Source organism: Geodermatophilus sp. Leaf369 (assembly GCF_001424455.1).
In the GTDB taxonomy this organism is placed as follows: domain Bacteria; phylum Actinomycetota; class Actinomycetes; order Mycobacteriales; family Geodermatophilaceae; genus Klenkia.
Window position 1 is genome coordinate 223,607 of record NZ_LMQA01000004.1, and the last position, 26,902, is coordinate 250,508.

General features: G+C 74.0%; 20 protein-coding genes. 8 read left to right on the forward strand and 12 right to left on the reverse strand.

All coding sequences use genetic code 11. From position 1 onward, the window contains the following. Positions 1 to 17: 17 nt before the first annotated feature. The 3 genes from ASG36_RS17430 to ASG36_RS17440 are packed head-to-tail and all read right to left on the reverse strand — an operon-like array spanning position 18 to position 3,881. Complete coding sequence (locus tag ASG36_RS17430; RefSeq protein WP_055766865.1) at positions 18 to 764, reverse strand: SDR family NAD(P)-dependent oxidoreductase; 747 nt, start codon at positions 762 to 764, stop codon at positions 18 to 20. A 22-nt stretch (positions 765 to 786) separates the two neighbouring features. Continuing rightward, a complete protein-coding gene (locus tag ASG36_RS17435; protein ID WP_055766868.1) occupies positions 787 to 1,797 on the reverse strand; it encodes an acetamidase/formamidase family protein in 1,011 nt (336 codons plus the stop codon). 44 nt (positions 1,798 to 1,841) lie between these two features. Next, a complete protein-coding gene (locus ASG36_RS17440; protein WP_055766872.1) occupies positions 1,842 to 3,881 on the reverse strand; it encodes a S9 family peptidase in 2,040 nt (679 codons plus the stop codon). A gap of 61 nt (positions 3,882 to 3,942) precedes the next feature. Here ASG36_RS17440 and ASG36_RS17445 point away from each other — a divergent pair, with 61 nt between their 5' ends. Beyond that, complete coding sequence (locus tag ASG36_RS17445) at positions 3,943 to 5,175, forward strand: amidohydrolase family protein (RefSeq protein WP_055766875.1); 1,233 nt, start codon at positions 3,943 to 3,945, stop codon at positions 5,173 to 5,175. A gap of 4 nt (positions 5,176 to 5,179) precedes the next feature. Here the strand turns inward: ASG36_RS17445 and ASG36_RS17450 are convergent, their stop codons facing one another. The 4 genes from ASG36_RS17450 to ASG36_RS17465 form a co-directional block, all read right to left on the reverse strand. Beyond that, positions 5,180 to 6,262 carry a TerC family protein gene (locus tag ASG36_RS17450; RefSeq protein WP_055767800.1) on the reverse strand — a complete coding sequence of 361 codons (1,083 nt, stop codon included), beginning with the start codon at positions 6,260 to 6,262 and terminating at the stop codon, positions 5,180 to 5,182. A gap of 132 nt (positions 6,263 to 6,394) precedes the next feature. After that, positions 6,395 to 7,534, reverse strand: coding sequence for a TerC family protein (locus ASG36_RS17455; RefSeq protein WP_055766878.1), 1,140 nt, complete (start codon positions 7,532 to 7,534; stop codon positions 6,395 to 6,397). 234 nt (positions 7,535 to 7,768) lie between these two features. Further along, the gene (locus ASG36_RS17460; RefSeq protein ID WP_055766882.1) at positions 7,769 to 9,139 is read right to left on the reverse strand and encodes a HAMP domain-containing sensor histidine kinase; all 1,371 of its coding nucleotides are present in this window, start codon (positions 9,137 to 9,139) and stop codon (positions 7,769 to 7,771) included. Further along, on the reverse strand, positions 9,136 to 9,816 hold the full coding sequence (locus ASG36_RS17465) for a response regulator transcription factor (RefSeq protein ID WP_200944546.1): 681 nt from the start codon (positions 9,814 to 9,816) through the stop codon (positions 9,136 to 9,138). The genes ASG36_RS17460 and ASG36_RS17465 overlap by 4 nt, the downstream gene beginning before the upstream one ends. Before the next feature lie 141 nt (positions 9,817 to 9,957). Here ASG36_RS17465 and ASG36_RS17470 point away from each other — a divergent pair, with 141 nt between their 5' ends. The 3 genes from ASG36_RS17470 to ASG36_RS17480 are packed head-to-tail and all read left to right on the forward strand — an operon-like array spanning position 9,958 to position 11,719. Further along, positions 9,958 to 10,710: a hypothetical protein gene (locus ASG36_RS17470; protein WP_055766887.1), complete on the forward strand. Its 753-nt coding sequence runs from the start codon at positions 9,958 to 9,960 to the stop codon at positions 10,708 to 10,710. Further along, positions 10,707 to 11,213: a CvpA family protein gene (locus tag ASG36_RS17475; protein ID WP_055766889.1), complete on the forward strand. Its 507-nt coding sequence runs from the start codon at positions 10,707 to 10,709 to the stop codon at positions 11,211 to 11,213. The genes ASG36_RS17470 and ASG36_RS17475 overlap by 4 nt, the downstream gene beginning before the upstream one ends. Continuing rightward, entirely contained in the window at positions 11,210 to 11,719 is a 510-nt protein-coding gene (locus ASG36_RS17480; RefSeq protein WP_055766892.1) for a hypothetical protein, read from the forward strand. Before ASG36_RS17475 ends, ASG36_RS17480 begins: the two co-directional genes overlap by 4 nt. Before the next feature lie 76 nt (positions 11,720 to 11,795). Here ASG36_RS17480 and uvrB read toward each other — a convergent pair whose 3' ends face one another. Next, a complete protein-coding gene (gene uvrB, locus ASG36_RS17485; RefSeq protein WP_055766895.1) occupies positions 11,796 to 13,919 on the reverse strand; it encodes an excinuclease ABC subunit UvrB in 2,124 nt (707 codons plus the stop codon). Positions 13,920 to 14,556: 637 nt separating this feature from the next. Here uvrB and glgX point away from each other — a divergent pair. Both glgX and treY read left to right on the forward strand, forming a co-directional pair. Then, entirely contained in the window at positions 14,557 to 16,668 is a 2,112-nt protein-coding gene (glgX, locus tag ASG36_RS17490; RefSeq protein WP_055766899.1) for a glycogen debranching protein GlgX, read from the forward strand. Then, positions 16,665 to 19,004 carry a malto-oligosyltrehalose synthase gene (gene treY / locus ASG36_RS17495; protein ID WP_200944547.1) on the forward strand — a complete coding sequence of 780 codons (2,340 nt, stop codon included), beginning with the start codon at positions 16,665 to 16,667 and terminating at the stop codon, positions 19,002 to 19,004. Before glgX ends, treY begins: the two co-directional genes overlap by 4 nt. Before the next feature lie 92 nt (positions 19,005 to 19,096). Here treY and ASG36_RS17500 read toward each other — a convergent pair whose 3' ends face one another. The 4 genes from ASG36_RS17500 to ASG36_RS17515 all read right to left on the reverse strand — a co-directional run bounded on the left by ASG36_RS17500 (position 19,097) and on the right by ASG36_RS17515 (position 24,281). Next, on the reverse strand, positions 19,097 to 20,311 hold the full coding sequence (locus ASG36_RS17500) for an ABC transporter permease (RefSeq protein ID WP_055766900.1): 1,215 nt from the start codon (positions 20,309 to 20,311) through the stop codon (positions 19,097 to 19,099). Then, the gene (locus tag ASG36_RS17505; RefSeq protein WP_055766903.1) at positions 20,308 to 21,018 is read right to left on the reverse strand and encodes an ABC transporter ATP-binding protein; all 711 of its coding nucleotides are present in this window, start codon (positions 21,016 to 21,018) and stop codon (positions 20,308 to 20,310) included. The genes ASG36_RS17500 and ASG36_RS17505 overlap by 4 nt, the downstream gene beginning before the upstream one ends. Next, positions 21,015 to 22,052 (reverse strand): hypothetical protein, encoded by a 1,038-nt coding sequence (locus ASG36_RS17510; protein ID WP_055766906.1) that lies wholly within the window; start codon positions 22,050 to 22,052, stop codon positions 21,015 to 21,017. The genes ASG36_RS17505 and ASG36_RS17510 overlap by 4 nt, the downstream gene beginning before the upstream one ends. 99 nt (positions 22,053 to 22,151) lie before the next feature. Next, the gene (locus tag ASG36_RS17515) at positions 22,152 to 24,281 is read right to left on the reverse strand and encodes a hypothetical protein (RefSeq protein WP_157498907.1); all 2,130 of its coding nucleotides are present in this window, start codon (positions 24,279 to 24,281) and stop codon (positions 22,152 to 22,154) included. Between the two features lie 89 nt (positions 24,282 to 24,370). Between ASG36_RS17515 and treZ the strand changes: the two genes are divergently transcribed. Together treZ and ASG36_RS17525 are read left to right on the forward strand one after the other, a co-directional pair. Continuing rightward, positions 24,371 to 26,146, forward strand: coding sequence for a malto-oligosyltrehalose trehalohydrolase (gene treZ / locus ASG36_RS17520; protein WP_055766910.1), 1,776 nt, complete (start codon positions 24,371 to 24,373; stop codon positions 26,144 to 26,146). Beyond that, positions 26,146 to 26,901 (forward strand): dihydrofolate reductase family protein, encoded by a 756-nt coding sequence (locus tag ASG36_RS17525; RefSeq protein WP_055766914.1) that lies wholly within the window; start codon positions 26,146 to 26,148, stop codon positions 26,899 to 26,901. The genes treZ and ASG36_RS17525 overlap by 1 nt, the downstream gene beginning before the upstream one ends. The last annotated feature ends 1 nt before the right edge of the window (position 26,902 follow it).

Genomic DNA, 26,902 nt, shown 5'->3' on the forward strand with positions numbered 1-26,902 from the left:
CCCAGCCCGTCACCGGGTCAGAACTGCACCCCGCGGGTCAGGGCCCCGTCGACGACCAGGTTGGTCCCGGTGGTGAAGCTGGACACCGGGCTGGCCAGGAACACCACGGCGGCGGCCATCTCCTGCGGGGTGCCCATCCGGCCGGTCGGGTTCAGTGCCAGGGAGCTGGCGTACAGGTCGGGCTGGCCCTCCTGGATCTGCTCCCACACGCCGCCCGGGAACCAGGTGTTGCCCGGCGAGACGGTGTTCGCCCGGATGCCCTCGCCGGCCAGCTGGAAGGCCAGGCCCTGCACGTAGTGCACGATCGCGGCCTTCATCACCCCGTAGGGCCCGGCCGTGAAGTCCACCTCGCGCCCGGAGACGCTGGAGATCGCCACCAGCGCCGCGGACGAGGAGGCCCGCAGGTGCGGCAGCGCCGCCGTGGCCAGCCGGACCGTGCCCATCAGGTCGGTCTGGAACGAGGCCTGCCAGTTCTCCTCGGTGTCGGGGATGGCCAGCGCGCTCACGTTGGCCACCACCACGTCGATGCCGCCCAGCCGGCCCGCGGCGGCCTCGACCCAGGCGGTGAGCGCCGGGCCGTCTGCGACGTCCAGCGGGGTGCCGGTGGCGCCCAGCTCGGCCGCGGTGGCCGCGACGACGGCGGCGTCCCGGGCGCAGAACTCCACCTGGGCCCCCTCGGCCAGGAAGGCCTCGACGACGGCGCGGCCGATGCCGCGGGTGCCGCCGGTGACGAGCACGCGGGAGCCGGTGAGCTGCAGGTCCACGGTAGTTCCTCTCGGGGTGGGGTCAGAGCCGGGCCGCGCGGGCGCGCAGGTCGGCGTGCAGTCCGTCGTAGGCGCGGGCGGGCGGCAGCAGCGCCTTGGCCGCCTTGACCACCGAGGAGTAGTTGGCGTCCACGACGTTGGCGATCGGCGCCTCGGAGATCTGGGAGAGCAGCTGGTAGGCGTCCATCACGTCCAGGCCGAACAGCTCGACGAACCAGTGCACGAGCTGGCTCTGCCCGATCCGCCAGGCGTCCTCCAGCGGGCGGGAGGAGCCGATGGTCATCCAGTGCGTGTCGTCCTCGACCCGGGGCCAGGCGGGTCCGCCGGCCGAGGCCGCGCCCTTGACCAGCTCGACGATCACCGTGGTGGTCATCGCCCCCTCGACGGCGGTGCCGCAGGCCTCGCCCTCGCCCTGGCGGTAGTGCCCGTCCCCCAGGCTGAACAGCGCACCCGGCACGTTGACCCGCAGGTAGCAGGTGGCCCCGGCGCGCATCTGGGGCGTGTCGGTGTTGCCGCCGAAGGCGTCGGGCACCAGGGAGCTGCGCACCTCGCCCCCGGCCGGGGCCACCCCGACGGTGCCGAGCATCGTGTTCACCGGCAGCTCGACCCGGAAGTCGCCGTGCTTGGCCACGAAGCCCACCGTCTCGGCCGCCCGGTCCAGCTCGTACACCCAGGTCAGGTCGGGCAGCGGCGCCTGCAGCATGGCGGTGCGCTCGGTGGAGGTGAGCCCGCCGAAGAACGGCATGACGGCGCTGACGCCGAAGTCCCGGGCCGGCTCCATGGACACGAAGTGCAGCGCCAGGGTGTCCCCCGGCTCGGCGCCCTCGACCCAGAACGGACCGGTCTGCGGGTTGACCGCGGACAGGTCGACCTTCTCGCTGGAGACGTCGGTGCCGGCCCGCAGGGCGCCGGAGAACGCGTCGTCGGACCACAGCCGCAGCACCGTGCCCGGGGCGACCCGGGCCAACGGGGCGACCCCGCCGAAGGTGAAGGCGTACTGCTCGAACGACGGGGTGATCTCGACGACGTCCATGCCGGCACCGTAGGGCCGGGGTGTGACACCCGCGTTGCGGCGCCTCAGCGCACCCGGGTGGCCTCGACGGCCAGCGGCTCCTCCGGGTCCCGGGTGCTCCCTGCCGGCAGGGCCGCCGCCGAGGTGTTCTGCGACGTCGGCAGCCAGCGGCCCCACCAGCGCAGCACGTGCTCCAGGCGGGCCCGGCGGTGCGAGGGCCGCCCGCTGCGGGACAGCTCGTGCCCCTCACCGGGGAACAGCAGCAGCTCGGTGGGCACCCCGCGGCGCTTGAGCTCCACGAAGAGCCGGGTGCCCTGCTCGAGCGGGCAGCGCCAGTCCTCCTCGGAGTGCACGACCATCGTCGGGGTGGTGATCCGGTGGGCCCCGGCCATCGGGGACTGCGCGGCGATCCGCTCGGGGTCGGTGCCCACGTACTGGTCGGCGAAGAAGAACCCGATGTCCGACGAGCCGACGAAGCTCACCGGGTCGTTGAACGCCCGCTCGCTGATCGCGGCCGCGAAGCGCTGGGTGCGGCCGATGAGCAGCGTGGTCATGAACCCGCCGTAGGAGCCGCCCATGACCCCCACCCGGCCGTCGTCCAGGTCGGGTTCCTGCAGCGCCTCGTCGAGGAAGGCGACGACGTCGTCGGCGTCGAGCTCGCCCATCCGCTCCTTGACCGCCCGGCCGTGCTCCTGGCCGTAGCCGGAGGAGCCGCGGGGGTTGCACTGCAGCACCGCGTAGCCGGCCTCGACGTAGGCCTGCGTCTCGTCGAACAGCGTCCAGCCGTACTGGCTGAACGGCCCGCCGTGCACAGTGAGCAGCACCGGGTGGGGGCCCGGCCCGGCCGGGGTGGTGATCCAGCCGTGCACCGGGTAGCCGTCGGGCGCGGTCGCGGTCTTCTCCCGCATCCGGTGCAGCCGCCCGGTGGCCTGCAGCTGCGCACCGAACCCGGTGAGCAGCCGGCGGCGGCCGGGGGTGATGGCCAGCAGCTCCCCCGCCGAGCGGTCGTGCCCCACGGTGGCGACGACGACGCGACCGCCCACCGCCACCCCGGACACCGTGAAGGGCCCGTCGACCAGCGGCTCGGGGTCACCGCCGGCCAGCGGCACCCGCAGCAGCTCGACCGCACCCTGCTTCTGGACGGCGACGAAGGCGGCCCCGTCGGCGACCACCACGCGGCCGAAGTCGTGGCCGAGGTCGTGCCACTCGGGGTCGAGCAGCGGCTCGGGGAACCCGCCGGCGGCGCTGACCTTGCACAGCGTGGTGTTCCGGCCCACGAAGTCCAGGCCGTCGGGGCCGAGGTCGGGCTGGGCGGCGAGGTAGAGCGTGCGGCCCTCGATGTCGCCCGGGTCGTAGGTGGGCGCGGAGACCGACGACCGGCTCTCGGTGACCCGGCGCAGGTGGCTGCCGTCGGGGCGGACCGCGTAGACGTCGGTGACCAGGTCGCGGTCGGCGCGGGCGTGCCGGGCGGAGACGAAGACCAGCTCGGTGCCCGCCGGGTGCCAGGCCACGTCGCTGTCGTCGTGGTCGCCCGAGGTCACCTGCACCGGGGGGGCCGGCTCGACCGCGTCGTCGTCGCCGTCCTGCGGCAGGTCGAGGACGAAGACGTGCTGGCGGCGGTCGGTGGTGAAGCCCAGGTCGTCGGCCCGGTACTTCAGCGTGGTGATCAGCCGGGGCGGCTCGGCCGCGGCGTCGACGCCGTCGGCGGTGCCGTAGCGACCCTCGGCGGGCACCCGGCAGGTGTAGGCGATGTGCCGGGAGTCCGGGGACCAGACCGGTGCGCCGGCACCGAGCGGGTGGTCGGTGAGCCGACGGGCCTCGCCCCCACCGGTGGGCAGCACGTGCAGCTGGGGTCGGCCGCCGCTCTCGGCACCGAGGAAGGCCAGCCACCGGCCGTCCGGGGAGAACCGGGGCGCGGAGTCGCGGTGGCCGTGGGTCAGCGGGCGGGCCGGCGTGCCGCCGTCGGTGGCAACGGCCCACAGCTGGCTGCGGTACTCGTCGGCGTCGAGGTCCAGCCGGGTGACGGCGACGACGGCGGTGGCACCGTCCGGGGACACGGTGGCCGTGCCGGGGGTGCGGAGCAGGGCGAGGTCGGACGGCCGCATGGCGCAGACGCTAACCCAGCGGGCAGGTGCTTAGCAGAGGTCAGGGTCCTAGGGTCACCCCATGACGCGACGGGTGTTCACCGGTGGACTGGTCCTCGACGGCACGGGCTCCCCCGCCGCCCCCGCGGACGTCGCGGTGCAGGACGGCCGGGTGGTGGAGGTCGGCACCGGCCTGGACGGCGACGAGAGCGTGGACTGCACCGGCGCGACCGTGCTGCCGGGCCTGTTCGACTGCCACGTGCACGTGCTGATGAGCGGTGTGGACACCCTGCGCCAGCTGCAGACCCCCTACAGCCAGGTGTACTTCGAGGCGGTCCGCAACCTGCGGCGCACCCTCGCGCTGGGCATCACCTCGGTGCGTGACGCCGCCGGGGCCGACCTCGGGGTGGCCGAGGCGGTCCGCACCGGGCTGGTGCGCGGTCCGCGGATGCAGATCTCGCTGGCCATGATCAGCCAGACCGGCGGGCACGCCGACGACTGGCACGTCTGCGGCGCCGAGACGCCGCTGCTGCCGCCCACCCCCGGCCGGCCGGACGGCGTCTGCGACGGGCCCGAGGAGGTGCGCCGCACGGTGCGGCTGCTGGTCCGTGCCGGGGCCGACGTGCTCAAGGTGGCCACCAGCGGCGGTGTGCTGTCCCCGCGGGACGACCCGCGGCACGCGCACTTCCGCCCGGCCGAGCTCGCCGTGCTGGTCGAGGAGGCCACCGCCGCGGGACTGGCGGTGATGGCGCACGCCCAGGGCGCCGACGGGATCAAGAACGCCGTCCGGGCCGGGATCCGTTCGATCGAGCACGGCATCTTCCTCGACGACGAGGCCATCGAGCTCATGCTCGAGCACGGCACCTGGCTGGTGCCCACGCTGTCGGCACCCCGCGCGGTGCTGGCCGCCGTCGCCGCCGGGGCGGCGCTGCCGCAGGCCGTGATCGACAAGGCCGTCGCGGTGCAGGCCACCCACGACGAGTCGGTGGCGCGTGCCCACGCCGCCGGGGTGCGCATCGCGATGGGCACCGACTCGGGGGTGGGTCAGCACGGGGACAACCTGGGCGAGCTGCAGCTCATGGCCGACCGCGGCATGACCACCGGGGAGGTCTGGCACGCCACCACGCTGTCGGCGGCCCGGCTGATGCGGGTCGACGACGAGCTGGGCTCGCTCGAGCCGGGCAAGCGGGCCGACGTCGTCGTCCTGGACGGCGACGCCGCGGACCTCACCGGCCTGGCCGGCCGGGTGCGCGAGGTGTGGCAGGACGGCGAGCGGGTGGTGCACGGCGGCCGGGTCGCCGACCCGGCTGCCTGAGCCGTTACTGCTGGTCGCGCGCCCGAGCCGCCCGGGACTCGGCCTCGTCGCGGGCGCTGTCCTCGCCGGGCTCACCGGTGGGCTGACCCTCGGGGTCGACCCCGGTGCCCTCGGCGGGGGGCAGCTGGCCGCGGGTCTTGAGCAGCGAGGCGACGGTGGCGATCACCAGCACGCCGAGGATGACCGCCAGCGACAGCCAGATCGGGATCTCCGGGACCGCCTCGATCGGCTCGCCGCCGTTGATGAACGGCAGCGTGTTCTCGTGCACCGCCTCGAGGACCAGCTTGACCCCGATGAAGGCCAGGATCACCGCGAGGCCGTAGGAGAGGTAGACCAGCCGCTTGAGCAGCCCGCCGAGCAGGAAGTACAGCTGCCGCAGGCCCATGAGGGCGAAGACGTTGGCGGTGAAGACGATGAACGCCTCGCGGGTCAGCCCGAAGATGGCCGGGATGGAGTCCAGCGCGAAGAGCAGGTCCGTCGTCCCCAGCGCGAGGAAGACCACGATCATCGGGGTGAAGAGCTTCTTGCCGCCCTTCTCCACCCGGATCTTGTTGCCGTGGAAGTCCGCCGTCATCGGCAGGACCTTCTTCAGCCGCCGGATGAGGGCGTTCTCCTCGTAGTCCTCCTCCTCGCCGTGGTTCCGCACCAGGTTGATCGCGGTGTAGACCAGGAACGCGCCGAAGATGTAGAAGACCCAGGTGAACCGCTCGATCACCGCGGCGCCGAGCAGGATGAAGATCCCGCGCAGCACCAGGGCGATGATGATCCCGACCATCAGGACCTCTTGCTGCAGCTTCCTGGGCACCTTGAAGCGGGCCATGATGATCACGAAGACGAAGAGGTTGTCCACCGACAGCGAGTACTCGGTGAGCCAGCCCGCGTAGAACTGGGTCGCGAAGTCCCCGTTGGTGACCACCAGCAGCACCAGGCCGAACAGCAGGGCCAGGGCGATGTAGAACGTCACCCAGATGCTGGCCTCCCGCACCGAGGGTTCGTGCGGACGACGGGCAACGAGGGCGAGGTCGGCCAGCAGCAGGACGGTGAGTCCCACGAACGTGCCGATCTCGAACCAGACCGGGAGCTCCACGTCCGGGCACACTACGGCGCTCGTTGGCCGGTGCACCCGGTCCCCCCGTGACGTCTACGACCAGAAGTGCCCGGGACGCCGACAGGCCCGCCGGACGACGTCCGACGGGCCTGTGCGGGGTGGTGCGGTGGGTCAGCGCTGGTTGCTGCCCCCGGTGACGTTCGCGCCGCGAGCGGACGGCGGACCGTCGGCCGGGGCGGCGTCCGGGCTGCCGTCACGGTCGCCCGGGCCCTGGACCTGGAGGCCGTCCTTCGTGGCCCCGGGGTCGCCGGCCGTCGTGGCGTGGCTCTTGCCGGCCGCCTCGTCCTTCTTGTTCTTCCGCAGGCTGAGCACCGTGGTGACGATCAGCGTGAGCAGGATGACCAGCAGGGAGAGCCAGGTCGGGATCTCCGGGATCACGGTGATGTGCTCACCGCCGTTGATGAACGGCAGCTCGTTGGTGTGCAGGGCGTGGATGACCAGCTTGATGCCGATGAACCCGAGGATGACGGCCAGGCCGTAGGCCAGGTACACGAGGCGGTCGAGCAGGCCGTCGATGAGGAAGAACAGCTGGCGCAGGCCGAGCAGGGAGAACGCGTTGGCCGCGAAGACCAGGTAGGTCTCCTGGGTCAGACCGAAGATGGCCGGGATCGAGTCGACGGCGAAGATGATGTCCGCGGTGCCGATGGCGATCAGCGCGATGAACAACGGCGTGATGTAGCGCTTGCCGTCGATCTTCGTGGTCATCCGGTCGGAGTGGTACTCCTCGGTCGTCGGCACGGCCTTGCGGACGAGCTTGAGGATCCCGTTCTCCTTGAACTCCTCCTCCTCGTCGTGACCGCCGCTGCGGGCCTGCACGACGGCGGTGTAGATGAGGATCGCGCCGAAGAGGTAGAAGACCCAGCTGTAGTTCTCGATGGCCGCGGCACCGATGAAGATGAAGACGGTGCGCAGGACCAGCGCGAAGGCGATGCCGAACAGCAGCACCTTCTGCTGCAGTTCCCGTGGCACGCCGAAGCTGGCCATGATCAGCACGAAGACGAACAGGTTGTCGACGCTCAGTGCCTTCTCGGTGACGTACCCGGCGAAGTACTCACCGCCGAAGGTGCCGCCGGCGAAGACCAGGACGCCGAGACCGAACAGGATCGCGATGCCGACGTAGACGGCCGACCAGGTGGCCGACTCCTTGAGCGAGGGGGCGTGCGGGGTGCGTACGTGGCCGACGAAGTCGAAGACGATCATGCCGACGATCGCAGCGACGGTGACAGCCCACACCCAGATGGGGACGTCCAACGGTGGTTCCTCCGGTGAGTCTCAGAAGTGCACCGGAGGTCTCTCCCGCCGACCCGGGGGTCGACCGACAGCGCCGGAGGTCGATGGCGACCTCGTGTTGACGACAGCTGCCGCGGGGGATACTCCCCTCCACGTGAACCCGGGTATCGGCAGCAGGTGGCGCTTGCAAACGCCAACCAGTGCCCGTGCCGGACTCGAAGACGTGAACGACCCGGCCCCGCGCGGAGTTCCGGGTCAGGCGGTGGGCTGGCTCACCGGCAGGCGGAGCCGGAAGTGCGCCCCGGCGGTGGACGGCTCGCAGGTCACGTCCCCACCGTGTGCGCGGGCGTGCCCGCGGGCGATGGGGAGGCCCAGACCCGCTCCCCCGTCCCGGCTGCGCGCGGCGTCCAGCCGGACGAGCCGTTCGAACACCCGCTCGCGGTCGGCCTCGGGCACGCCCGGCCCGTCGTCGGTCACGTCGGCCACCGCGTCGGGACCCTCCCGGTGCACCGCGACCCGGACCTGCCCGTCCGTTCCGGCCGCCCGGACGGCGTTGCGCAGCAGGTTGTCCAGCACCTGGGCCACCCGGTCGGCGTCGGCGGGCAGCAGCACCGGGTCACCGGTGACCTGCACCGCTCCCCCGACCCGGCCGGCGACCGCCCGGGCCACGGCGGTCAGGTCGACGTACTGCAGCGCGAGCTCCGGCGCGGCGCCGGCGTCCAGCCGGGCGACGTCGAGCAGGTCACCGACCAGGCGCGCGGACCGGCGCAGCTCCCGCACCGCCCCGGCCAGCAGCTCCTCCCGGCGTTCCCGGGGCGGGTCACCGCGCAGCACGGTCTCCACCGAGGCCTGGACGGCGGCCAGCGGGGTGCGCAGCTCGTGGGCGGCGTCCCCGAGCAGGTCCCGCATGCCGGCCTCGGCCCGCCGGGCCTGCCGCTCGGCACCCTCCAGCTCGTCGAGCATGTCGTCGAAGGCGGCGGCGGTGCGGCCGAGCTCGGTGTGCGGCCGGTCCGGGCGCAGCCGACGGCCCCGGTCGCCCGAGGTGATCGACCGGGCCAGCCCGGTCATCCGCCCCAGCGGCCGCAGGCCCACCCCCACCGTGCCGCTGACCAGCGCCGCGGCCAGCAGCAGGGTCACCGCGGCGGCCACGGCCAGGACCCAGCGCAGCTGGGTGACCGCGTCGGTGATGGGGCTCTGGTCGGCGACCAGGGTGATCCGGGCGCCGTCGGGCAGCTCCTCCTGGAGCACGTAGGCGTCGCCGGTGTCCTGCACCTGGCCCGGGTCCGGGCGCGCCGCCGGCCCGCCGGGTCCGGGGCCGCCGGCAGGACCGGCCGGCGGGTCGGGGATGCCGCCGACCTCCTCGCCGTCCGCGGTCTGCAGCAGGGCCTGGACGGTGTCCCCCGTGACCGCGGCGACGACCTGCTCGTCGGTGCGCCCCTGCTCGACCAGGGTGGCCGCGATCTCCGCCCGGTCGACCAGCCGGTCCCGCAGGTCGCTGCGCAGCTGGGCGCCCAGCGCCAGGTCCACCGTCACCCCGAGGACGACCAGCAGCACCGCGAGCAGGGCCAGCACCAGCAGGCTCACCCGGCGACGCAGCGACGCCGTCGCCAGTCCGTCCCCGCTCACGTCCGGACCGTGTAGCCCAGGCCGCGGACGGTGTGCACCACCCGCGGGCCGTGCGCCTCGAGCTTGCGGCGCAGGGCGCTCACGTGGACCTCGACCAGGTTGGGGTCGTAGTCCTCGTAGCCCCACACCTGGGTGAGGATCTGGGTCTTGCTCACCGTGCGGCCCCGGGCCCCCACCAGGTAGCCCAGCAGCCGCAGCTCGGTGGCGGTCAGCTCGAGCCGGTGCCCGGCGCGGGTCGCCGTCCCGGCGGGCTCGTCGACCACCAGGTCGCCCACCTCGACGGCGCCGGGCCAGGCACCCCGGCGGTTGAGCACTGCGCGCACCCGGGCGACCAGCTCGGCCATCGCGAACGGCTTGACCAGGTAGTCGTCGGCGCCGGCGGCGAAGCCGGCCAGCCGGTCGGGCACCGCGTCCCGGGCGGTGAGGACGACGATGCCGGCGTCCCCCGCCGCCCGGACGTCTCCGGCCAGCGCCAGCCCGTCCCGCCCGGGCAGCATCACGTCGAGCACGACCAGGTCCGGGCGGAACCCGGCCAGGTCCGCGGCCAGCGTCGTCCCGTCGGCCCGCCCCTCGACCAGGCAGCCCTCCTCGGCCAGCGCGGTCACCACTCCCTCCCGGATCGCGGTCTCGTCCTCGACCACGAGCACCCGGGGTCGCGCTCTCTGCTCGGTAGGCACGGCAGCGATGGTGCCCCGCGCTCCCTGAAGGTGCGCTGAAGAACCGGTCCAGGGGCGCTCGCTTCAGGGTGGGTTCAGGTCCGGCGCACACGGTGGGGACCAGCGCCGCTCCTCCGAGCGGCCCCCAGCACTGGAGGAACCGTGAACCGCTCCGCTCTCCCCACCACCCGCACCCGCCGCTGGACCGCCGGGGTCGTCGGCGGCGCCGTCGCCGGTGCGGTGCTGCTCGGCGGCGGGGTCGCCCTCGCCGACGGCGGCAGCTCCACCACCGAGGCCCCCACCACCGACGCGCCCGCCACCGACGCCCCGGCCGCCGGTGCGCCCGCACCGGGTGACGGCCCGGTCGGCCCCGGTGCCGACGGCGAGCGGCCCACCCCGCCGGCCGACGGCGAGGCCCCCACGCCCCCCGCGGACGGCGCGGCCCCCACGCCCCCGGCCGACGGCGAGGCCCCCGCGGGCGGTCCGGCCGCCGGCGGCCCGGGCGCCGAGGGCGACCGGCTGGTCGGGACCGTCACGGCGGTCTCGGACACCGCACTCACCCTGACCGACGACACCGGCGAGACCCACGAGCTCACCCTGACCGACGACACCCGCATCGGCGGCGGCCCCGGCGAGGAGGGGTCGGTCGCCGACCTCGCCACCGGCGACCGGGTCGAGGTCCGGGCCACCGACGGCACCGCCAGCGAGGTCCGCGAGGCCCTGGCCCACGTGGACGGCGTCGTCGTCTCCGTGGACGGCACCGACCTGACCGTGGTCACCACCCCCGGCCTGCACGTCGACGTGGACGCCGCGGCACTGTCCGAGGTGCCCGCGGTGGGTGACGACGTGCACCTGAGCGGCACGGTCACCGACGACACCGTGGTCGCCACCGACAGCGCCGTCGGGCCGCGATGACCGGCCCGCTCTGGGTCGACCTGGTCCTGCTGGCGCTCCTGGTCGCCGGCGCGGTCGCCGGCTGGCGGCGCGGGGGGCTGCGGCTGGCCGGGTCGGTGGCCGGGCTGGTCGTCGGCCTCGCCGTGGGGCTGGCCGTGGTGCCGGCACTCGCCGCCGACCTGACCGGCAGCACCGCCCGGCTGGTCGAGGTGGTCGGGGTCCTGCTGGTGGGCGCACTGGGCTCGGCACTGGGCCGTGGGCTCGGCGGCCTCCTGGCCACCGTGCTGGCCCGGCTCCACCTGTCGCTGCTGGACCGGGCGGCCGGCGCGGTCGGCGGGCTCGTGCTCGCCGCCGTGCTGGTGGGCGGCGGTCTGGCCCTGCTGTCCAGCGGACCCGGCCCCGCCGGGGAGTGGCTGGCCACCGCCCGGGCCTCGCAGCTGGGGTCGGCGGCCACCGCGGTCGCGGACCAGGCGCTGACCCTGGTGCGGACGCAGGCACCGGGCCTCCCGGGCGGTTTCCGGTGAGCTGGCGGGACGGCGACACCGCCGAGTTCCCCGCGGTGCCGGCCGGCCGGGAGCCCACCCACGTGGTGGGCCCCTGGGCGCTGGGCACCCGGGGCACCGACGACGACTGGGAGTACTGGCGCGACGCCGGCCCGGACCGGGACCCGGTGCGGGAGCCTGCGGCGCCGTCGGGGCGTCGGCGGCGACTGCTCGTCGGGTCGGCGATCGGCGCGGCCGCGCTGGCCCTGGTGGTGGGGGTCGCCGTCGGTGCCGGGGCCGCGATCAGCCCCGACGTCAGCAGCGCGGACCCCACGGTGAGCGTCTCGACGTCCTCCCCCTCGGAGACCGCCCCCACCGAGTCGGACCCCACCGAGACGGACCCGGCTCCTGGGGACTCGGCGGACGACCCCGCCGCCGCGGACGAGGAGCGGCCCGGGCCGGGTGGACCGGCCGACCCGGCGGACGGCCCGGAGGGTGGACCGCCGGCCGGCGGTCCGGCGGGTGGCCCGGCCGGTCCCGGCGGCTGACCCCGGACGCGACCGAGCCCCGGCCGGCACCCGTGGGTGCCGGCCGGGGCTCGTCCGTCGGGGTGTGCCCCCGGCGTCAGGCGTGCGCCTGGTCGAACTGCCGCAGCTCCCGCTTCAGCTCGTTGAGCTCGTCGCGGAGGCGGGCGGCGACCTCGAACTGCAGCTCGCGGGCCGCGGAGAGCATCTGGTCGTTCATCTCGGTGATCATGTCGGCCAGCGCGGCCCGGGGCAGCCCCTCGACGTCGATCGACCCCGCCTTGGCCTTGCCCTTGGACTTCGAGGACAGCCCGGGGACCGGGGCCTTCCCGCGGGACTGCTGGCGACCGGACCCGCCGAACTGCTCGGTGGCGGCCTCGGCCTCCTCGCTGGCCTTGTAGATGCCGTCGAGGATGTCCACGATCTTCTTCCGCAGCGGCTGCGGGTCGACGCCGTGGGCGGTGTTGTAGGCGACCTGCTTCTCCCGGCGCCGCGAGGTCTCGTCGATCGCCTGGGCCATCGACGGGGTGATCTTGTCGGCGTACATGTGCACCTGGCCCGAGACGTTGCGGGCGGCGCGGCCGATGGTCTGGATCAGCGAGGTGCCCGAGCGGAGGAAGCCCTCCTTGTCGGCGTCGAGGATCGCCACCAGGGACACCTCCGGGAGGTCGAGGCCCTCGCGGAGCAGGTTGATCCCCACCAGCACGTCGTACTCGCCCTGCCGCAGCTCGCGCAGCAGCTCGACCCGGCGCAGGGTGTCGACCTCCGAGTGCAGGTACCGCACCTTGATGCCCAGCTCGAGCAGGTAGTCGGTGAGGTCCTCGCTCATCTTCTTGGTCAGCGTGGTGACCAGGATCCGCTCGTCCTTCTCGGTGCGGGTGCGGATCTCGTGCACCAGGTCGTCGATCTGGCCCTTGGTCGGCTTGACCACGATCTCGGGGTCGACCAGGCCGGTGGGCCGGATGACCTGCTCGACGAACTCGCCCTGGGTGCGGCCGAGCTCGTACTTACCCGGGGTGGCCGAGAGGTAGACGGCCTGACCGATGCGGTCGGTGAACTCCTCCCACTTCAGCGGGCGGTTGTCCATCGCCGAGGGCAGCCGGAAGCCGTGGTCGACCAGGGTGCGCTTGCGGCTCATGTCGCCCTCGTACATGCCGCCGATCTGCGGCACGGTCACGTGCGACTCGTCGATGACGAGCAGGAAGTCGTCGGGGAAGTAGTCGATGAGGCAGGAGCCTGCGGTGCCGGCGCCGCGGCCGTCGATGTGCCGGGAGTAGTTCTCGATCCCGGAGCAGAAGCCGACCTGGCGCATCATCTCGATGTCGTAGGTGGTGCGCATGCGCAGCCGCTGGGACTCCAGGAGCTTGCCCTGCTTGTCCAGCTCGGCCAGCCGCCCCTCGAGCTCGGCCTCGATGCCGCCGATGGCGCGTTCCATGCGCTCTGGGCCGGCGACGTAGTGGGTGGCCGGGAAGACGTAGAGCTCCTGGACCTCGCGCACGACCTCGCCGGTGAGCGGGTGCAGGTAGTACAGCCGCTCGACCTCGTCGCCGAACATCTCGATCCGGACCGCGAGCTCCTCGTAGACCGGGAACACCTCGATGGTGTCGCCGCGGACCCGGAACGTGCCGCGGGTGAAGGCGAGGTCGTTGCGGGTGTACTGCTCGGTGACCAGGGTGCGCAGCAGCTCGTCGCGGTCTCGCTCCTGGCCCAGGGAGATCTTCAGCGCCCGGTCGACGTACTCCTGCGGGGTGCCCAGGCCGTAGATGCAGGACACCGTGGAGACCACCACGACGTCGCGCCGGGTGAGCAGGCTCTGGGTGGCCGAGTGCCGCAGCCGCTCCACCTCCTCGTTGATCGAGGAGTCCTTCTCGATGTAGGTGTCGGTCTGCGGGACGTACGCCTCGGGTTGGTAGTAGTCGTAGTAGGAGACGAAGTACTCCACCGCGTTGTTGGGCAGCAGTTCCTTGAACTCGTTGGCCAGCTGCGCGGCGAGGGTCTTGTTCGGCGCCATCACCAGGGTGGGCCGCTGCACCTGCTCGATCAGCCAGGCCGTGGTCGCCGACTTGCCCGTGCCGGTGGCACCCAGGAGCACGGTGTCCTTCTGGCCGGCGTTGACCGCGGTCGCCAGCTCCTTGATCGCCGTCGGCTGGTCACCCGAGGGCACGAACTCGCTGATCACCTCGAAGGTGCCCTGCGTGGGCTTCAGACCGGTCTTCGTCGTCACGCCCCGACGGTACGACGGGGGTACGACAGAAACCCGACGACGACGTCCGGACCCCTCCCGGCACCCCCCGCCCGGCACCCCGACGGGACGTCCCACCGACCCCAGGAGTGACGTGTGGGACGTAATTACACGGTTGTGACACACGGGGTGTGAAGACCCCGTCACAGGGGGTTGTGGGGCCGGGTGCCCGGCCCTAGCGTCGGTGGTGCAGGACGACGGGGACAGCGTCAGCCGCACCGAACGGCCCGGGCACGCACCGGGTACCGCGGGGCGACGACGAGATCCGGTACCACCCGGGACACCGGGCACGGCCGGACCCGCCCCTGCCCGACTCGAGGCCCTCCACGGACACCGTGGGGGGCCTCGTCGCGTCCCACCCGCAGACCGCCCGACCGGGCCGTGCGCGACGGCACGCACCGCACGCCCGGCGGACCGGGCCGGCTCTTGGCAGACTCCTCCCGACGACCGTGACCCGATCGTCGCGGCGGACGCGTGTCCCCCGCCTCGTCCGTGGGCACCGTCCGTGGGCACCGCAGCCCCGACCCGGTCACCGACCAGCCGCCCCCGGCGGCACCCCGCACGACCCGCAGGTCCCCGGACGTCCGGGGACCGCCCACAGCAGGAGGAACGCCACCACATGACCACCCAGGTCTGGCCCGGTACCGCCTACCCCCTCGGGGCGACGTTCGACGGCACCGGCACCAACTTCGCGATCTTCAGCGAGGTGGCCGAGAAGGTCGAGCTGTGCCTGTTCGACGACGACGGCACCGAGACCCGCATCCGCCTCCCCGAGATGGACGCCTTCGTCTGGCACGCCTTCCTGCCCGGCATCCAGGCCGGCCAGCGCTACGGCTACCGGGTGTACGGCCCGTACGACCCCGAGGCCGGGCTGCGCTGCAACCCGAACAAGCTGCTGCTGGACCCCTACGCCAAGGCGATCGACGGCGGCATCGACTGGGACCCCTCGGTCTTCGGCTACGACTTCGAGACCCAGGAGCGCAACGACGACGACTCCGCGGCGCACATGCCCAAGTCCGTCGTGGTCAGCCCCTACTTCGACTGGGGCACCGACCGCGCCCCGCGCACGCCGTACCACAAGAGCGTCATCTACGAGGCCCACGTCAAGGGCCTGACGATGACCCACCCGCGGGTCCCCGAGGAGCTGCGCGGCACCTACGCCGGCATCGCGCACCCGGCGGTCATCGAGCACCTCACCGACCTCGGCGTGACCGCGATCGAGCTCATGCCGGTGCACCAGTTCGTGCAGGACGACACCCTGCAGCAGAAGGGCCTGCGCAACTACTGGGGCTACAACTCCATCGGCTTCTTCGCCCCGCACGACGAGTACGCCAGCAACACCGACAACGGCATGCAGGTGCAGGAGTTCAAGGGGATGGTCCGCACCCTGCACGAGGCGGGGATCGAGGTGATCCTCGACGTGGTCTACAACCACACCGCCGAGGGCAACCACAACGGCCCGACGCTGTCGTTCAAGGGCATCGACAACCAGGCGTACTACCGCCTCGTCGAGGGCGACGAGCAGTTCTACATGGACTACACCGGCACCGGGAACTCCCTCAACGTGCGCCAGCCGCAGTCGCTGCAGCTGATCATGGACTCGCTGCGCTACTGGGTGACCGAGATGCACGTCGACGGCTTCCGCTTCGACCTGGCCTCGACCCTGGCCCGCGAGCTGCACGACGTGGACAAGCTGTCGGCGTTCTTCGACCTGGTCCACCAGGACCCGATCGTCAGCCAGGTCAAGCTCATCGCCGAGCCCTGGGACGTCGGCGACGGCGGCTACCAGGTGGGCAACTTCCCCTCGCTGTGGACCGAGTGGAACGGCAAGTACCGCGACACCGTGCGCGACTTCTGGCGCGGCGAGGACGCCACGGTCGGTGAGTTCGCCAGCCGGATCACCGGTTCGGCCGACCTCTACCAGCACTCGGGACGTCGTCCGGTCGCCAGCATCAACTTCGTGACCGCCCACGACGGCTTCACGATCAACGACCTGGTCTCCTACAACGACAAGCACAACGAGGCCAACGGCGAGGGCAACAACGACGGCGAGAGCCACAACCGCAGCTGGAACTGCGGCGTCGAGGGCGAGACCGACGACGCCGAGATCCTCGCCCTGCGCGCCCAGCAGCGCCGCAACTTCATCGCCACCCTGATGCTCTCCCAGGGCGTCCCGATGCTGCTGCACGGCGACGAGCTGGGTCGCAGCCAGGGCGGCAACAACAACGGCTACTGCCAGGACTCCGAGCTGACCTGGATCGACTGGTCCGACGTCGACGAGGGCCTGGTCGAGTTCACCAAGCTGGTCACCCACCTGCGGCACGCGCACCCGACGTTCCGCCGTCGCCGGTTCTTCAACGGCCGTCCGGTCGGTCGCGGCGAGGGCGACCCGGTCCCCGACATCGCGTGGCTGACCCCGTCCGGTGAGCTGATGAGCGAGGAGGACTGGGACGCCCACTACGCCAAGAGCGTCGCGGTCTACCTCAACGGCAACGGCATCCGCTCGACCGACGAGCGCGGCGAGGCCGTGGTGGACGACTGCTTCATCCTGGCGTTCAACGCCTGGCACGAGGACATCGAGTTCACCCTGCCCTCCGACGAGTACGCCCCGACCTGGTCGGTCGTCGTGGACACCGCCGAGTTCGGCCCGGTGGACCCCAACGAGCACTCCGCCGGCGACGTCGTCACGGTCAAGGGCCGGGCCATGGTCGTCCTGCGCAGCGTCTCGTGACCACGGCCACGGGGGCACGGGAGCAGACCCGGGAGCACAGCCGGGGGGTGCCCTCGGGCACCTACCGGCTGCAGTTCCACGCCGACTTCACCCTGGACGCCGGCGCGGAGCTGGCCGGCTACCTGGCCGACCTCGGCGTCAGCCACGCCTACGCCTCGCCGCTGCTGCGCTCGGCCGAGGGGTCCAACCACGGCTACGACACCACCGACCACGCGCACGTCGACGAGGCGCGCGGCGGCCGGGAGGCCCTCGACCGGTTCGTCGCCGCACTGCACGAGCACGGTCTGGGCCTGGTGCTGGACCTGGTGCCCAACCACATGGGCGTGGACGACGCCCACGCCTCCCAGTGGTGGTGGTCGCTGCTCGAGCTGGGCCAGGACAGCCCGCACGCGCACGCCTTCGACGTCGACTGGGAGTTCGGCGGTGGTCGGGTCCGGGTGCCCGTCCTGGGCAGTGCCGACGACGTGGCGCAGCTGGAGGTCGAGGACGGCGAGCTCCGCTACTACGAGCACCGCTTCCCGATCGCCCCCGGCACCGGCGAGGGCACCCCGCAGGAGGTGCACGACCGGCAGCACTACGAGCTGGTCGACTGGCGCCGGGCCGACGGCGACCTCAACTACCGCCGGTTCTTCGCCATCAACACCCTGGCCGGGCTGCGGGTGGAGGACCAGCGGGTCTTCGACGCCACCCACGAGCTGGCGGTGTCGCTGGTGTCCGAGGGCCTGGTCGACGGGCTGCGGATCGACCACCCGGACGGGCTGGCCGACCCGCAGCAGTACCTGGACCGGCTCGCCGAGGCCAGCGGCCACCGCTGGACCGTGGTGGAGAAGATCCTGGAGCCCGGCGAGCAGCTGCCCGCCGACTGGGCCACCGCGGGCACCACCGGTTACGACGCGCTGTCCGAGGTCGACGGCGTGCTCGTCGACCCGGCCGGCGAGGCCGCGTTGACCGCGCTGGACACCGAGCTGGTGGGCCACGGGGTCGACTACGCCGAGCTGGTGCACGGCACCAAGCGCGAGGTCACCGACGGCATCCTCGGCTCCGAGGTCGCCCGGCTGGCCCGGCTGGTCGGCGACCTCCCCGGGGTCCCGGCCGAGCAGGTCGTCGAGGGGCTCGCCGAGCTGCTCGCCTCCTTCCCGGTGTACCGCACCTACCTGCCCGAGGGCCGGTCGCACCTGGACGCCACCGTCGCGGCCGTCCGGGAGCGTCGACCCGACCTCACCGCCGCGGTCGACGGGCTGCACCCGTTGCTGGCCACCCCGCACACCGAGCTGGCCACCCGCTTCGAGCAGACCTCGGGCCCGGTCATGGCCAAGGGCGTGGAGGACAGCGCCTACTACCGGTGGGCCCGGTTCGTGATGCTCAACGAGGTGGGCGGCGACCCCGCACACTTCGGCATCTCGGTCGCGGACTTCCACGCCGCCCAGGAGCACCGGGCGGCCGAGCGGTCGGTCTCCATGACCACGCTGTCGACCCACGACACCAAGCGCAGCGAGGACGTGCGGGCCCGGCTCGCCGTGCTCGCCGAGCTGCCCGAGGAGTGGGCCGGGCTGGTGCGGGGCTGGCTGGCCCGGCACCCGCTGGCCGACCGGCCGCTGGCGCACCTGGTGTGGCAGAACCTGGTCGGGGCCTGGCCGTTGTCCCGCGAGCGGGCGCAGGCCTACGTGGAGAAGGCCGCCCGCGAGGCCGGCACGTCGACCACGTACACCGCTCCCGACGAGGAGTTCGAGGCAGCCCTGCACGCGATGGTCGACGCGGCGTTCGACGACCCGACCACCCGGTCGGAGATCGACGCCTTCGTCGAGCGGATCACCCCGCCCGGCTGGTCGAACTCGCTGACCCAGAAGCTGCTGCAGCTCACCATCGCCGGGGTCCCGGACGTCTACCAGGGCACCGAGCTGTGGGACTTCAGCCTGGTCGACCCGGACAACCGCCGTCCGGTGGACTACCGGGCCCGTCAGGAGCTGCTCGCCGGTCTGGACGACGGCGCCGTCCCGGCCGTGGACGCCTCGGGCGCGGCCAAGCTGCTGGTGGTCTCCCGGGTGCTCCGACACCGGCGGGACTCCCCCGGGTCGTTCTCCCGCTACGAGCCGGTCGGCGTGACCGGGTCGGCGGCGGACCACGCGGTGGCCTTCGACCGGGGTGGCGTCGTGACCGTCGCGACCCGGCTGCCGGTGGGCCTGGCCGCCACCGGGTGGGGCGACACCGCCCTCGAGCTGTCCCACGGCGGCTGGCGCGACCTGCTCACCGGCACCCGCGTCGTCTCCGACGCGCACGGCGTCTCGGTGGCCGAGCTGCTCACGGCCCTCCCGGTCGCGCTGCTGGTCAAGGACTGACGAAGGACCTCCTCGCCAGGTGACGTACTGGAACGGCCCCCTCGCAGGGGCCCACCACGAGCTTGCGAGTGGTGGGGGGCGAGGGGGTCCTTTCAGAAGCGGATGGCGTCGATGACCTTGACGCGCACCGCCAGCAGCGCGGGGAGCAGGCCGGCGAGCGCTCCGACGCCGGCGGCGGCGACCAGGCCCTCGACGGCGGCCTGCACCGGGAAGCCCGGTTCGTCGGCGATCGGCACCCCGCCGTTGAACCACTGCTCGATCGGCAGGTTCGCCACCACCACCACGGCGAGTGCCACGGCCGCCAGTCCGGCGAGCAGGGTGGCGACCACCGACTCGAGCATGATCGCGCCGAAGACCCGGGACGACGTCGCCCCGAAGCTGCGCCGGATGCCGATCTCCCGCACCCGCTGGCGGACGGCCATCATCCCGACGTTGAAGACCCCGAGCCCGCCCAGCAGCAGGACGACGGCCCCGGCCCCGCGGATGGCCAGCCGCAGCACGTCCAGGCTGTCGGCGACCCCGGGTGAGTCCATCCGGTAGGCGTCGACCTGCAGGCCGGGCAGCACCAGCGACAGGTCGTTGCCCACCGCGGCGATCACGGCGTCGGCCTGCTCAGGCGGCACCCAGAGCTCCAGCGTGGTGGGCCCGAACCCGTAGCTGCTGGAGACGGTCGTGTCGGCCACCCCGAGCCCCGAGCGGTCGACGCGGTACACCAGCGGGTACTCCCCGCCGTCGTTCTTCAGCACCCCCACCACGGTCGCGGTGACCGGCCGGGCGCCGCCGAGGACGACGCTGCGGGGCCCGGTGAACTCCCCGCCGCCCATCTGAGCCAGCACGAACTCGTTGACCACCAGGGCCGGGGACAGCGAGTCCCGGTCGGCGTCGACCAGCCACCGCCCGGCGACCGGCTCGATCCGGTGCAGCTCCCCGTAGGACGGCGACACCTCCATCGTCGGCAGCTCCTGGGTGCCGGCCGGCAGCCGGAACAACGCGCTGCTGCTGCGGGAGGTGGCGAACTCCGACACCCCGTACCGGTCCAGCAGGTCCCCGGTCGCGGCGTCCCACTCCGCGGCGGCCGGCGGCAGGCCGGTCGTCGGGTCGTAGCCACTGATGGAGATGGTCGCCGGCCGGCCGCCGTACCGCTCCGCCTGCTCCTGCTGCACCTGGGCCACGATCAGCCCCAGCGCGGTCACCGCGGTCATCGCGAACACGGCGAGGAAGACCCCGACCAGGGAGAGCACCACCCGGGCCTTGTGCACCCGGACCTCGCTCCAGGCCTCCGCGAGCACCCCGAGCAGCCCGGTCACGAGGTCGCCGCCGCGGTCTCGGCGGCCGTCATCGGTGTCAGCCGGCCGGCCTCGAGGCGCAGCTGGCGGTCGGCCAGCGCGGCGACCGCGAGGTCGTGGGTGATCGTCACCAGGGCCGCACCCTGCTCGGCGGCGGCCTCGGCGAGCAGGGCCATCACCGCCCGGCCGGTCTCGACGTCCAGCGCGCCGGTGGGCTCGTCGGCCAGCACCACGCGGGGACGGCGGACCAGCGCCCGGGCGATGGCCACCCGCTGCTGCTCGCCGCCGGACAGCCGCTCGGGCACCTGGTCGGCGCGGTCGCCCAGCCCGACCCGGTCGAGCACCTCCCGGGCGGTCCGGCCGCGGCGGAGGAAGTCCTTCCCGTGGGCGTAGAGCAGCGGGGCGGCGACGTTCTCCGCCGCGGTGCGCCGGGGCAGCAGGTTGAACTGCTGGAACACGAACCCGAAGCACTCCCCGCGCAGCCGGGCCCGCCGCCGGCCACGCAGCCGGGCGGTGTCCTGGCCGTCGAGCAGGTACTCCCCCGCCGTGGGGCTGTCCAGCAGCCCGAGCACGTTGAGCAGGGTCGACTTCCCCGATCCGGAGCGGCCCACGATCGAGACGTGCTCGCCGGCGGCCACGGTGAGGTCGACGCCGGTGAGGATCGGCAGCACGCCGCCGTCGGGCAGCCGGACGTCGCGGCCCACCCCGGTGAGCTGGAGCTGGCTCACCCGCCGTACCCGAAGCCCGTCCCGGCGTCGACCGGGGTGTCGTCGGCGACGGGGACGTACTCCAGCACCAGCTGGCCCTCGGTGACGCCGCCGGTGACCTCGACCAGGAGGCCGTCGGTGAGCCCGAGGGTGACCGGGGTCGACACGGGTTCGCCGTCGGTTCCCACGACCCAGACGTTGCCGGCCTGCACCGAGCCCTGGACGGCGGTGACCGGCAGGGTGAGGACGTCGGCCGCGGTGCCGGCCTGGACCGCCACGGAGGCGGCCATCCCGGCGAACACCGGGGTCCCCGCGGGGACCGCGCACCGGGCGGTGGTCCCGGTGGTGATGGCCCCGGTGGTCGGGTCGAACCCGCCCGTCGTCCCCGTGCCGTCGCCGGTGGACGCCGGCGGGGCACCCAGGGTCAGCCCGGAACAGGTGAACGGCGCCGGCCCGCCCTGGACGGTGACGTCGGCCGCGGCCGGCGGGGTGAGCAGCCGGAACTGGTCGTCCTGGGTGAGGGGCGCACTGATCGACAGCGTGCCGGGGCTGATCTGCCCCACGACGTCCCCGACGGCCACCACCTGCTCCACCAGGACGTCGAGCGAGGTGACCGTGCCGGCTGCGGTCGCGGTGACCGTGGAGACGGTGACCAGCGGCTCCCGCGGCGTGACCGTCTCGGTGCCCTCGGCGTCGGTCGTGGTCACCGGGTCGCGCTCGGTGGTGACGGTGATCGTGAGCAGACCGTCGCCGGCGGAGACCACCGCGCCCGGGGCGACGAGCAGCCGACGCACCTCCCCGATCGCGGTCGCCTTGACCGGCACCGCGGGGTCGGCGACGACGGTGCCGGTGACGGTCACGGTGTTCTGCACCGTCCCGAGGGAGACGGGCACCTGAGGGCTCTCCAGGTCCACCGCGGGTGGGGTGGTGGCACCGTCCGCGGAGGCCTCGCCGGCGCCGGAGCCCCGGAAGGCCAGCACGACCAGGGCCACCGCGATCACCGCCCACACCAGCAACCTCAGACCGGGGAAGACCAGGGTGCGCAGGACCCTCATGGCGGCTCGTCTCGTACGTCGGTGGGGCTGTGACCAGCAAGGTAGCGGCGCCGGGGCGGTTGCGGATCCTCCCCCGGACCGATCCGGTGCCGTGTCGTGTCACCCCCCGGGAGGACGCCAGACCGCGGCCAGGGCAGCCGGCCACGCCGGGTCCCGGGTGTGGTCGGTGTGCCCGCGCCGGCCGGGCCACGGCTCCTCCTGCGGGTCCACCACCGCGGGGTCGGGCAGCCGCCACTCGGTACCGGACGCCCGCACGCCGTCGGCACCGACGACGTCGACGCCGTCGTCCTGGCCGTCGGCGGTCAGCCGGGTCGAGGTCAGCAGGCCCCCGTCGGGGCTGCGGTCCCACGCCAGCACCGGCCCGCCGAACGGGTCGGTCGCCCGGAACAGGCTCGACCACCGCCCGTCCAGCACCCCGAGCGTCCAGCGCAGCAGCGCCACCGGCACCGCCCGCGGGAACACCCGGGCGTAGACCAGCCGGAGCTGGGAGGCGTGGGTGACCAGCGCGACCCGGGGCCGCAGCCCGGGCGGCACCTGCAGCAGGGCGGCCAGGCAGATCAGGCTGCCCTGGCTGTAGCCGACCAGCGTCACCCGGTCGGCCCCGCTCCGGGCCAGCAGCCACCCCACCCGGGTGGCCACGTCGCCGACCGCCCGCCGCGAGTAGGGCGGCGGGACGACGGGGTGCACCTCGCGGGGCCAGAACGCGACGACGTCCCAGAGCACGTTGACCCCTCGCCGGACCGCGGGGTGCAGCACCGCGCCCCGACCCGCCAGCAGCAGCCCGACCGCGAAGCCCACCAGGGCCACCGTGCCGACCCCGACCAGCACCCGGCCGACGGGTCCGGCGTCGGGCAGCGGCACCCCGGCCAGCCCGGCCAGCAGGACCCCGGCCGCCAGCACGGTCAGCGCCGCCAGCCCGACCAGCACGCCCGGCGCCCAGGACCGGAGCCCGGCCAGCCACAGCCCGGTCGCGGCGCTCTCGACCACCCGCCCGTCGGTTCCCGGTGGGTAGGAGGCCGCGGCCCTCGAGCGCCGGCCGGGCGCCGACCGGGCCCGGGCCACCAGCACGGCGACACCGACCGCGGCCAGGCCCACGACCGCGACACCCCAGCCGGCCGCGGTGGCCCGGTAGACCCCGGCGACCTCACCGCCCAGCACCCGCCGGGTGGCCCAGACCAGCCCGGCGGTGAACCCCAGGCCCAGGGCGGCGGCGACCACGGCCACCACCCAGGCCGACAGCCCCGCCGCGAGCGGGCGGAACGGCGCGGGTACCGGCGCGGCACCGCGCCGGCCGAGGAGCACCGCGCCGAGCAGCACCACCAGGCACGCCGCCCCGGTGACGACGAGCGTGGTCAGCGCACCACCGAGCCCCGCGAGCCGGTCGCCCGTGTCACCGACCAGCAGTCGACCACCGACCGCCGCCAGCACGGCGCCCGCGCCGACACCCACGGCGGCGAGGACCGCGACCGGCCGCCGGGCGACCGGGCCGGCCCGTCGCCACCACCGGCCCGGCGTCCGTGGGTCGCCCAGCCCGAGCACCACCGCCCCCGTGACCGCCGCCGCCGCCGTCGGCACCCAGGCCAGCCCTGCCGCCGTCCACCCGGGCACGGCGAGGACCAGCAGCCCGACCAGCACGTGCAGCCGGCGGAGCACCGGCACGTCGGGGTCACCGGCCCCGAAGCCGGGGTCGGCCAGCACCGTGCGCGGCACGTCGGGGGCCACCACGGCCTGCGGGCCCGGTGGCGGTGCCGGGACCCGCCCGCGGCCCAGGAGCGCGACGACGGCCAGCACCCCGACCACCACGGCGAGCCCGGTGACGACGGCCCAGGGTCGGCCCCGGCCCGGACCCTGCACCGCGACGAGGTCGACGAGCACGGTCAGCGCGCCCAGCGCCAGCGTCGCGGTCAGCGCGGCACCCAGCAGCCGGAGGGCGGCCAGCGCGACGACGCGCTCCGGGCCGGTCCGCCCGGCCGGGAGGGCGTGCGCGGCCAGGTTCGCCAGCCCGAAGGGCAGCAGCAGGAACCACAGCCCCTGCCGCCAGCTCCCCGAGGTGAACAGCGCCCAGTGGTAGCCCTCCAGCACCGTCCCGTCGGCCTGCGGGGCGACCGGGCGGAAGAACCGGCCCAGGCCGTCGCCGGCGACCTGGGTGACGACCGGCTCGCCGAGCAGGTCCTCCGGGGAGGTGCCGCTGACCCCGTGCACCCGCAGCTCCACGGTGCGACCGGTCACCTCGGCACCGGGGCGGGGTTGCGTGGGGTCCACACGGGCATAGTCGTCCCGGCCACCGACAGTCCCACCCCCTTGGAGGATCCACTCCCATGTCGTCCCCGGACCAGCCCGTCGAGTTCACCGTCTGGGCGCCGGTGCCCGAGCGGGTCCGCCTCCAACTGGGGGCCGGCCCCGATGCCGCCGTGCACGACATGACCCGGGACGACGAGGGCTGGTGGCGGGTGACCGTGCCGGCCCCGGCCGAGGCCGACTACGGGTTCCTGCTGGACGACACCACCCCGGCCCGGCCCGACCCGCGCTCGCGCCGTCAGCCCGACGGGGTGCACGGTCTGTCCCGCTGCTTCGACCCGGCCGCGTACCGGTGGGTGGACCGCACCTGGACCGGCCGCCCGCTGGCCGGCGGTGTGGTCTACGAGCTCCACGTGGGCACCTTCACCGAGGCCGGCACCTTCGACGCCGCGATCGCCCGGCTGGACCACCTGGTCGAGCTGGGGGTCAGCTTCGTGGAGCTGCTGCCGGTGAACGGGTTCAACGGCACGCACAACTGGGGCTACGACGGCGTCGCCTGGTACGCCGTCCACGAGGGCTACGGCGGCCCGGCGGGCTACCAGCGCTTCGTCGACGCCTGCCACCAGCGCGGGCTGGCCGTCATCCAGGACGTCGTCTACAACCACCTGGGCCCGTCGGGGAACTACCTGCCCGAGTTCTTCCCGGTGTTCAGCGAGGGCGGGGCCAACACCTGGGGCGACTCGGTGAACCTGTCCGGCCCGGACTCCGACGAGGTGCGCCGCTACGTCATCGACAACGCGGTCATGTGGCTGCGTGACATGCACGTCGACGGGCTCCGGCTGGACGCCGTGCACGCCCTCGTCGACGAGCGGGCCACCCACGTGCTGGAGGAGATGGCCGCCGAGGTCGACGCGCTGAGCGTCGCCGAGGGCCGCCCGCTGACCCTGATCGCCGAGAGCGACCTCAACGACCCGCGCATGGTCACCCCCCGGGTCGCCGGCGGGATCGGGCTCACCGCGCAGTGGTCCGACGACTTCCACCACTCCCTGCACGCGGTGCTGACCGGCGAGGGCCAGGGCTACTACCGGGACTTCGCCGAGGCCGGCCTGGGCGGGCTCGCCAAGGTGCTCACCGGGGCGTTCTTCCACGACGGTGCGTGGTCGTCCTTCCGCCGCCGGCACCACGGCCGGCCGGTGGACACCCAGGCGCTGCCGGGCTGGAAGTTCCTGGCCTACCTGCAGGACCACGACCAGATCGGCAACCGCGCCGTCGGTGACCGGGTCTCGGCCGACCTCTCCCCCGCGCTGCTCGCCGTCGGCGCCACCATCACGCTGACCAGCCCGTTCACCCCCATGCTGTTCATGGGCGAGGAGTGGGGCGCCAGCACCCCGTGGCAGTTCTTCACCAGCCACCCGGAGCCCGAGCTGGGCAAGGCCACCGCCGAGGGACGGATCGGGGAGTTCGCCGAGCACGGCTGGGACGCCGCGGTCGTGCCGGACCCGCAGGACGAGGAGACCTTCCTGCGCTCCAAGCTGGACTGGTCGGAGCTGGAGCAGCAGCCGCACGCCGACCTGCTGCGGGTGCACCGCGCGCTGCTCGCGCTGCGGTCCACGCACCCCGACCTGGTCGACCCGCACCTGGCCCAGGTGCAGGTGCAGTGGGACGACGCCGACCGCTGGCTGGTCGTCCACCGCGGGTCGCTCCGGGTGGCGGTGAACCTGGCCGACGAGCCGCGCGAGGTCGACCTGGACGTCGAGGCCACCGGGGTGCTGTTCGCCACCGGGGAGCTCCCCGAGGTCGACGGGCACGCGGTCACCCTGCCGGCGCAGTCCGCGGCCGTGCTGAGCACCCGCTGATGCGGGCCCTGCTGCCACCGGCGGCAGGGCTGCTGGACGCTGCCACGCTCGCCGAGACCTACCGCCCCCCGCCCGGCCGACACGTCCGGGCGGGGTTCGTGGCGGCCCTGGACGGCGCCACGAGCGTCGACGGGCTCAGCAGCGGGCTGGGCTCGGCCGCGGACAAGGCGGTCTTCCGGGTGCTGCGGGCCTGGGCGGACGCCGTCCTGGTCGGCCGGGGCACCGCGACCGCCGAGGGCTACCGGCCGCTCACCCCCGACTCCCCGGTCGGCCGCATCCGCGCCGAGCTGGGCCGGCCGGCGACGGCCCCGGTGGTCGTGGTGTCGAGGCACGCCTCGCTGCCGCCGACCGACCGGCTGGTGACTCAGGCCGTCTCCCCCACCCACCTGGTCACCTGCACCGCGAGCGACCCCGGCCGACGGGCCGTGCTGACGGCGGCCGGGGTGCAGGTGCTGGTCTGCGGCGACGACGACGTCGACCTGCCCGCCGCCCTGGACGCCCTCGCCGACCGCGGCCTCACCCACGTGCTCTGCGAGGGCGGCCCCACGCTGTTCCGTTCCGCCGTGGCGGCCGGAGTGGTCGACGAGCTGTGCCTGACGATCGCGCCGCTGCTCACCGGCGGTGCCGCCGGCCTGCTCGGCGAGCACGGCCTGCCCGCTCCGGCCCGCGCCGAGCTCGTCGGGCTGCTGGAGGAGGACGGCGTCCTCCTCACCCGGTACGTCATCGAACGCCGACCAAGCGGGGGCGGCCGCTGAC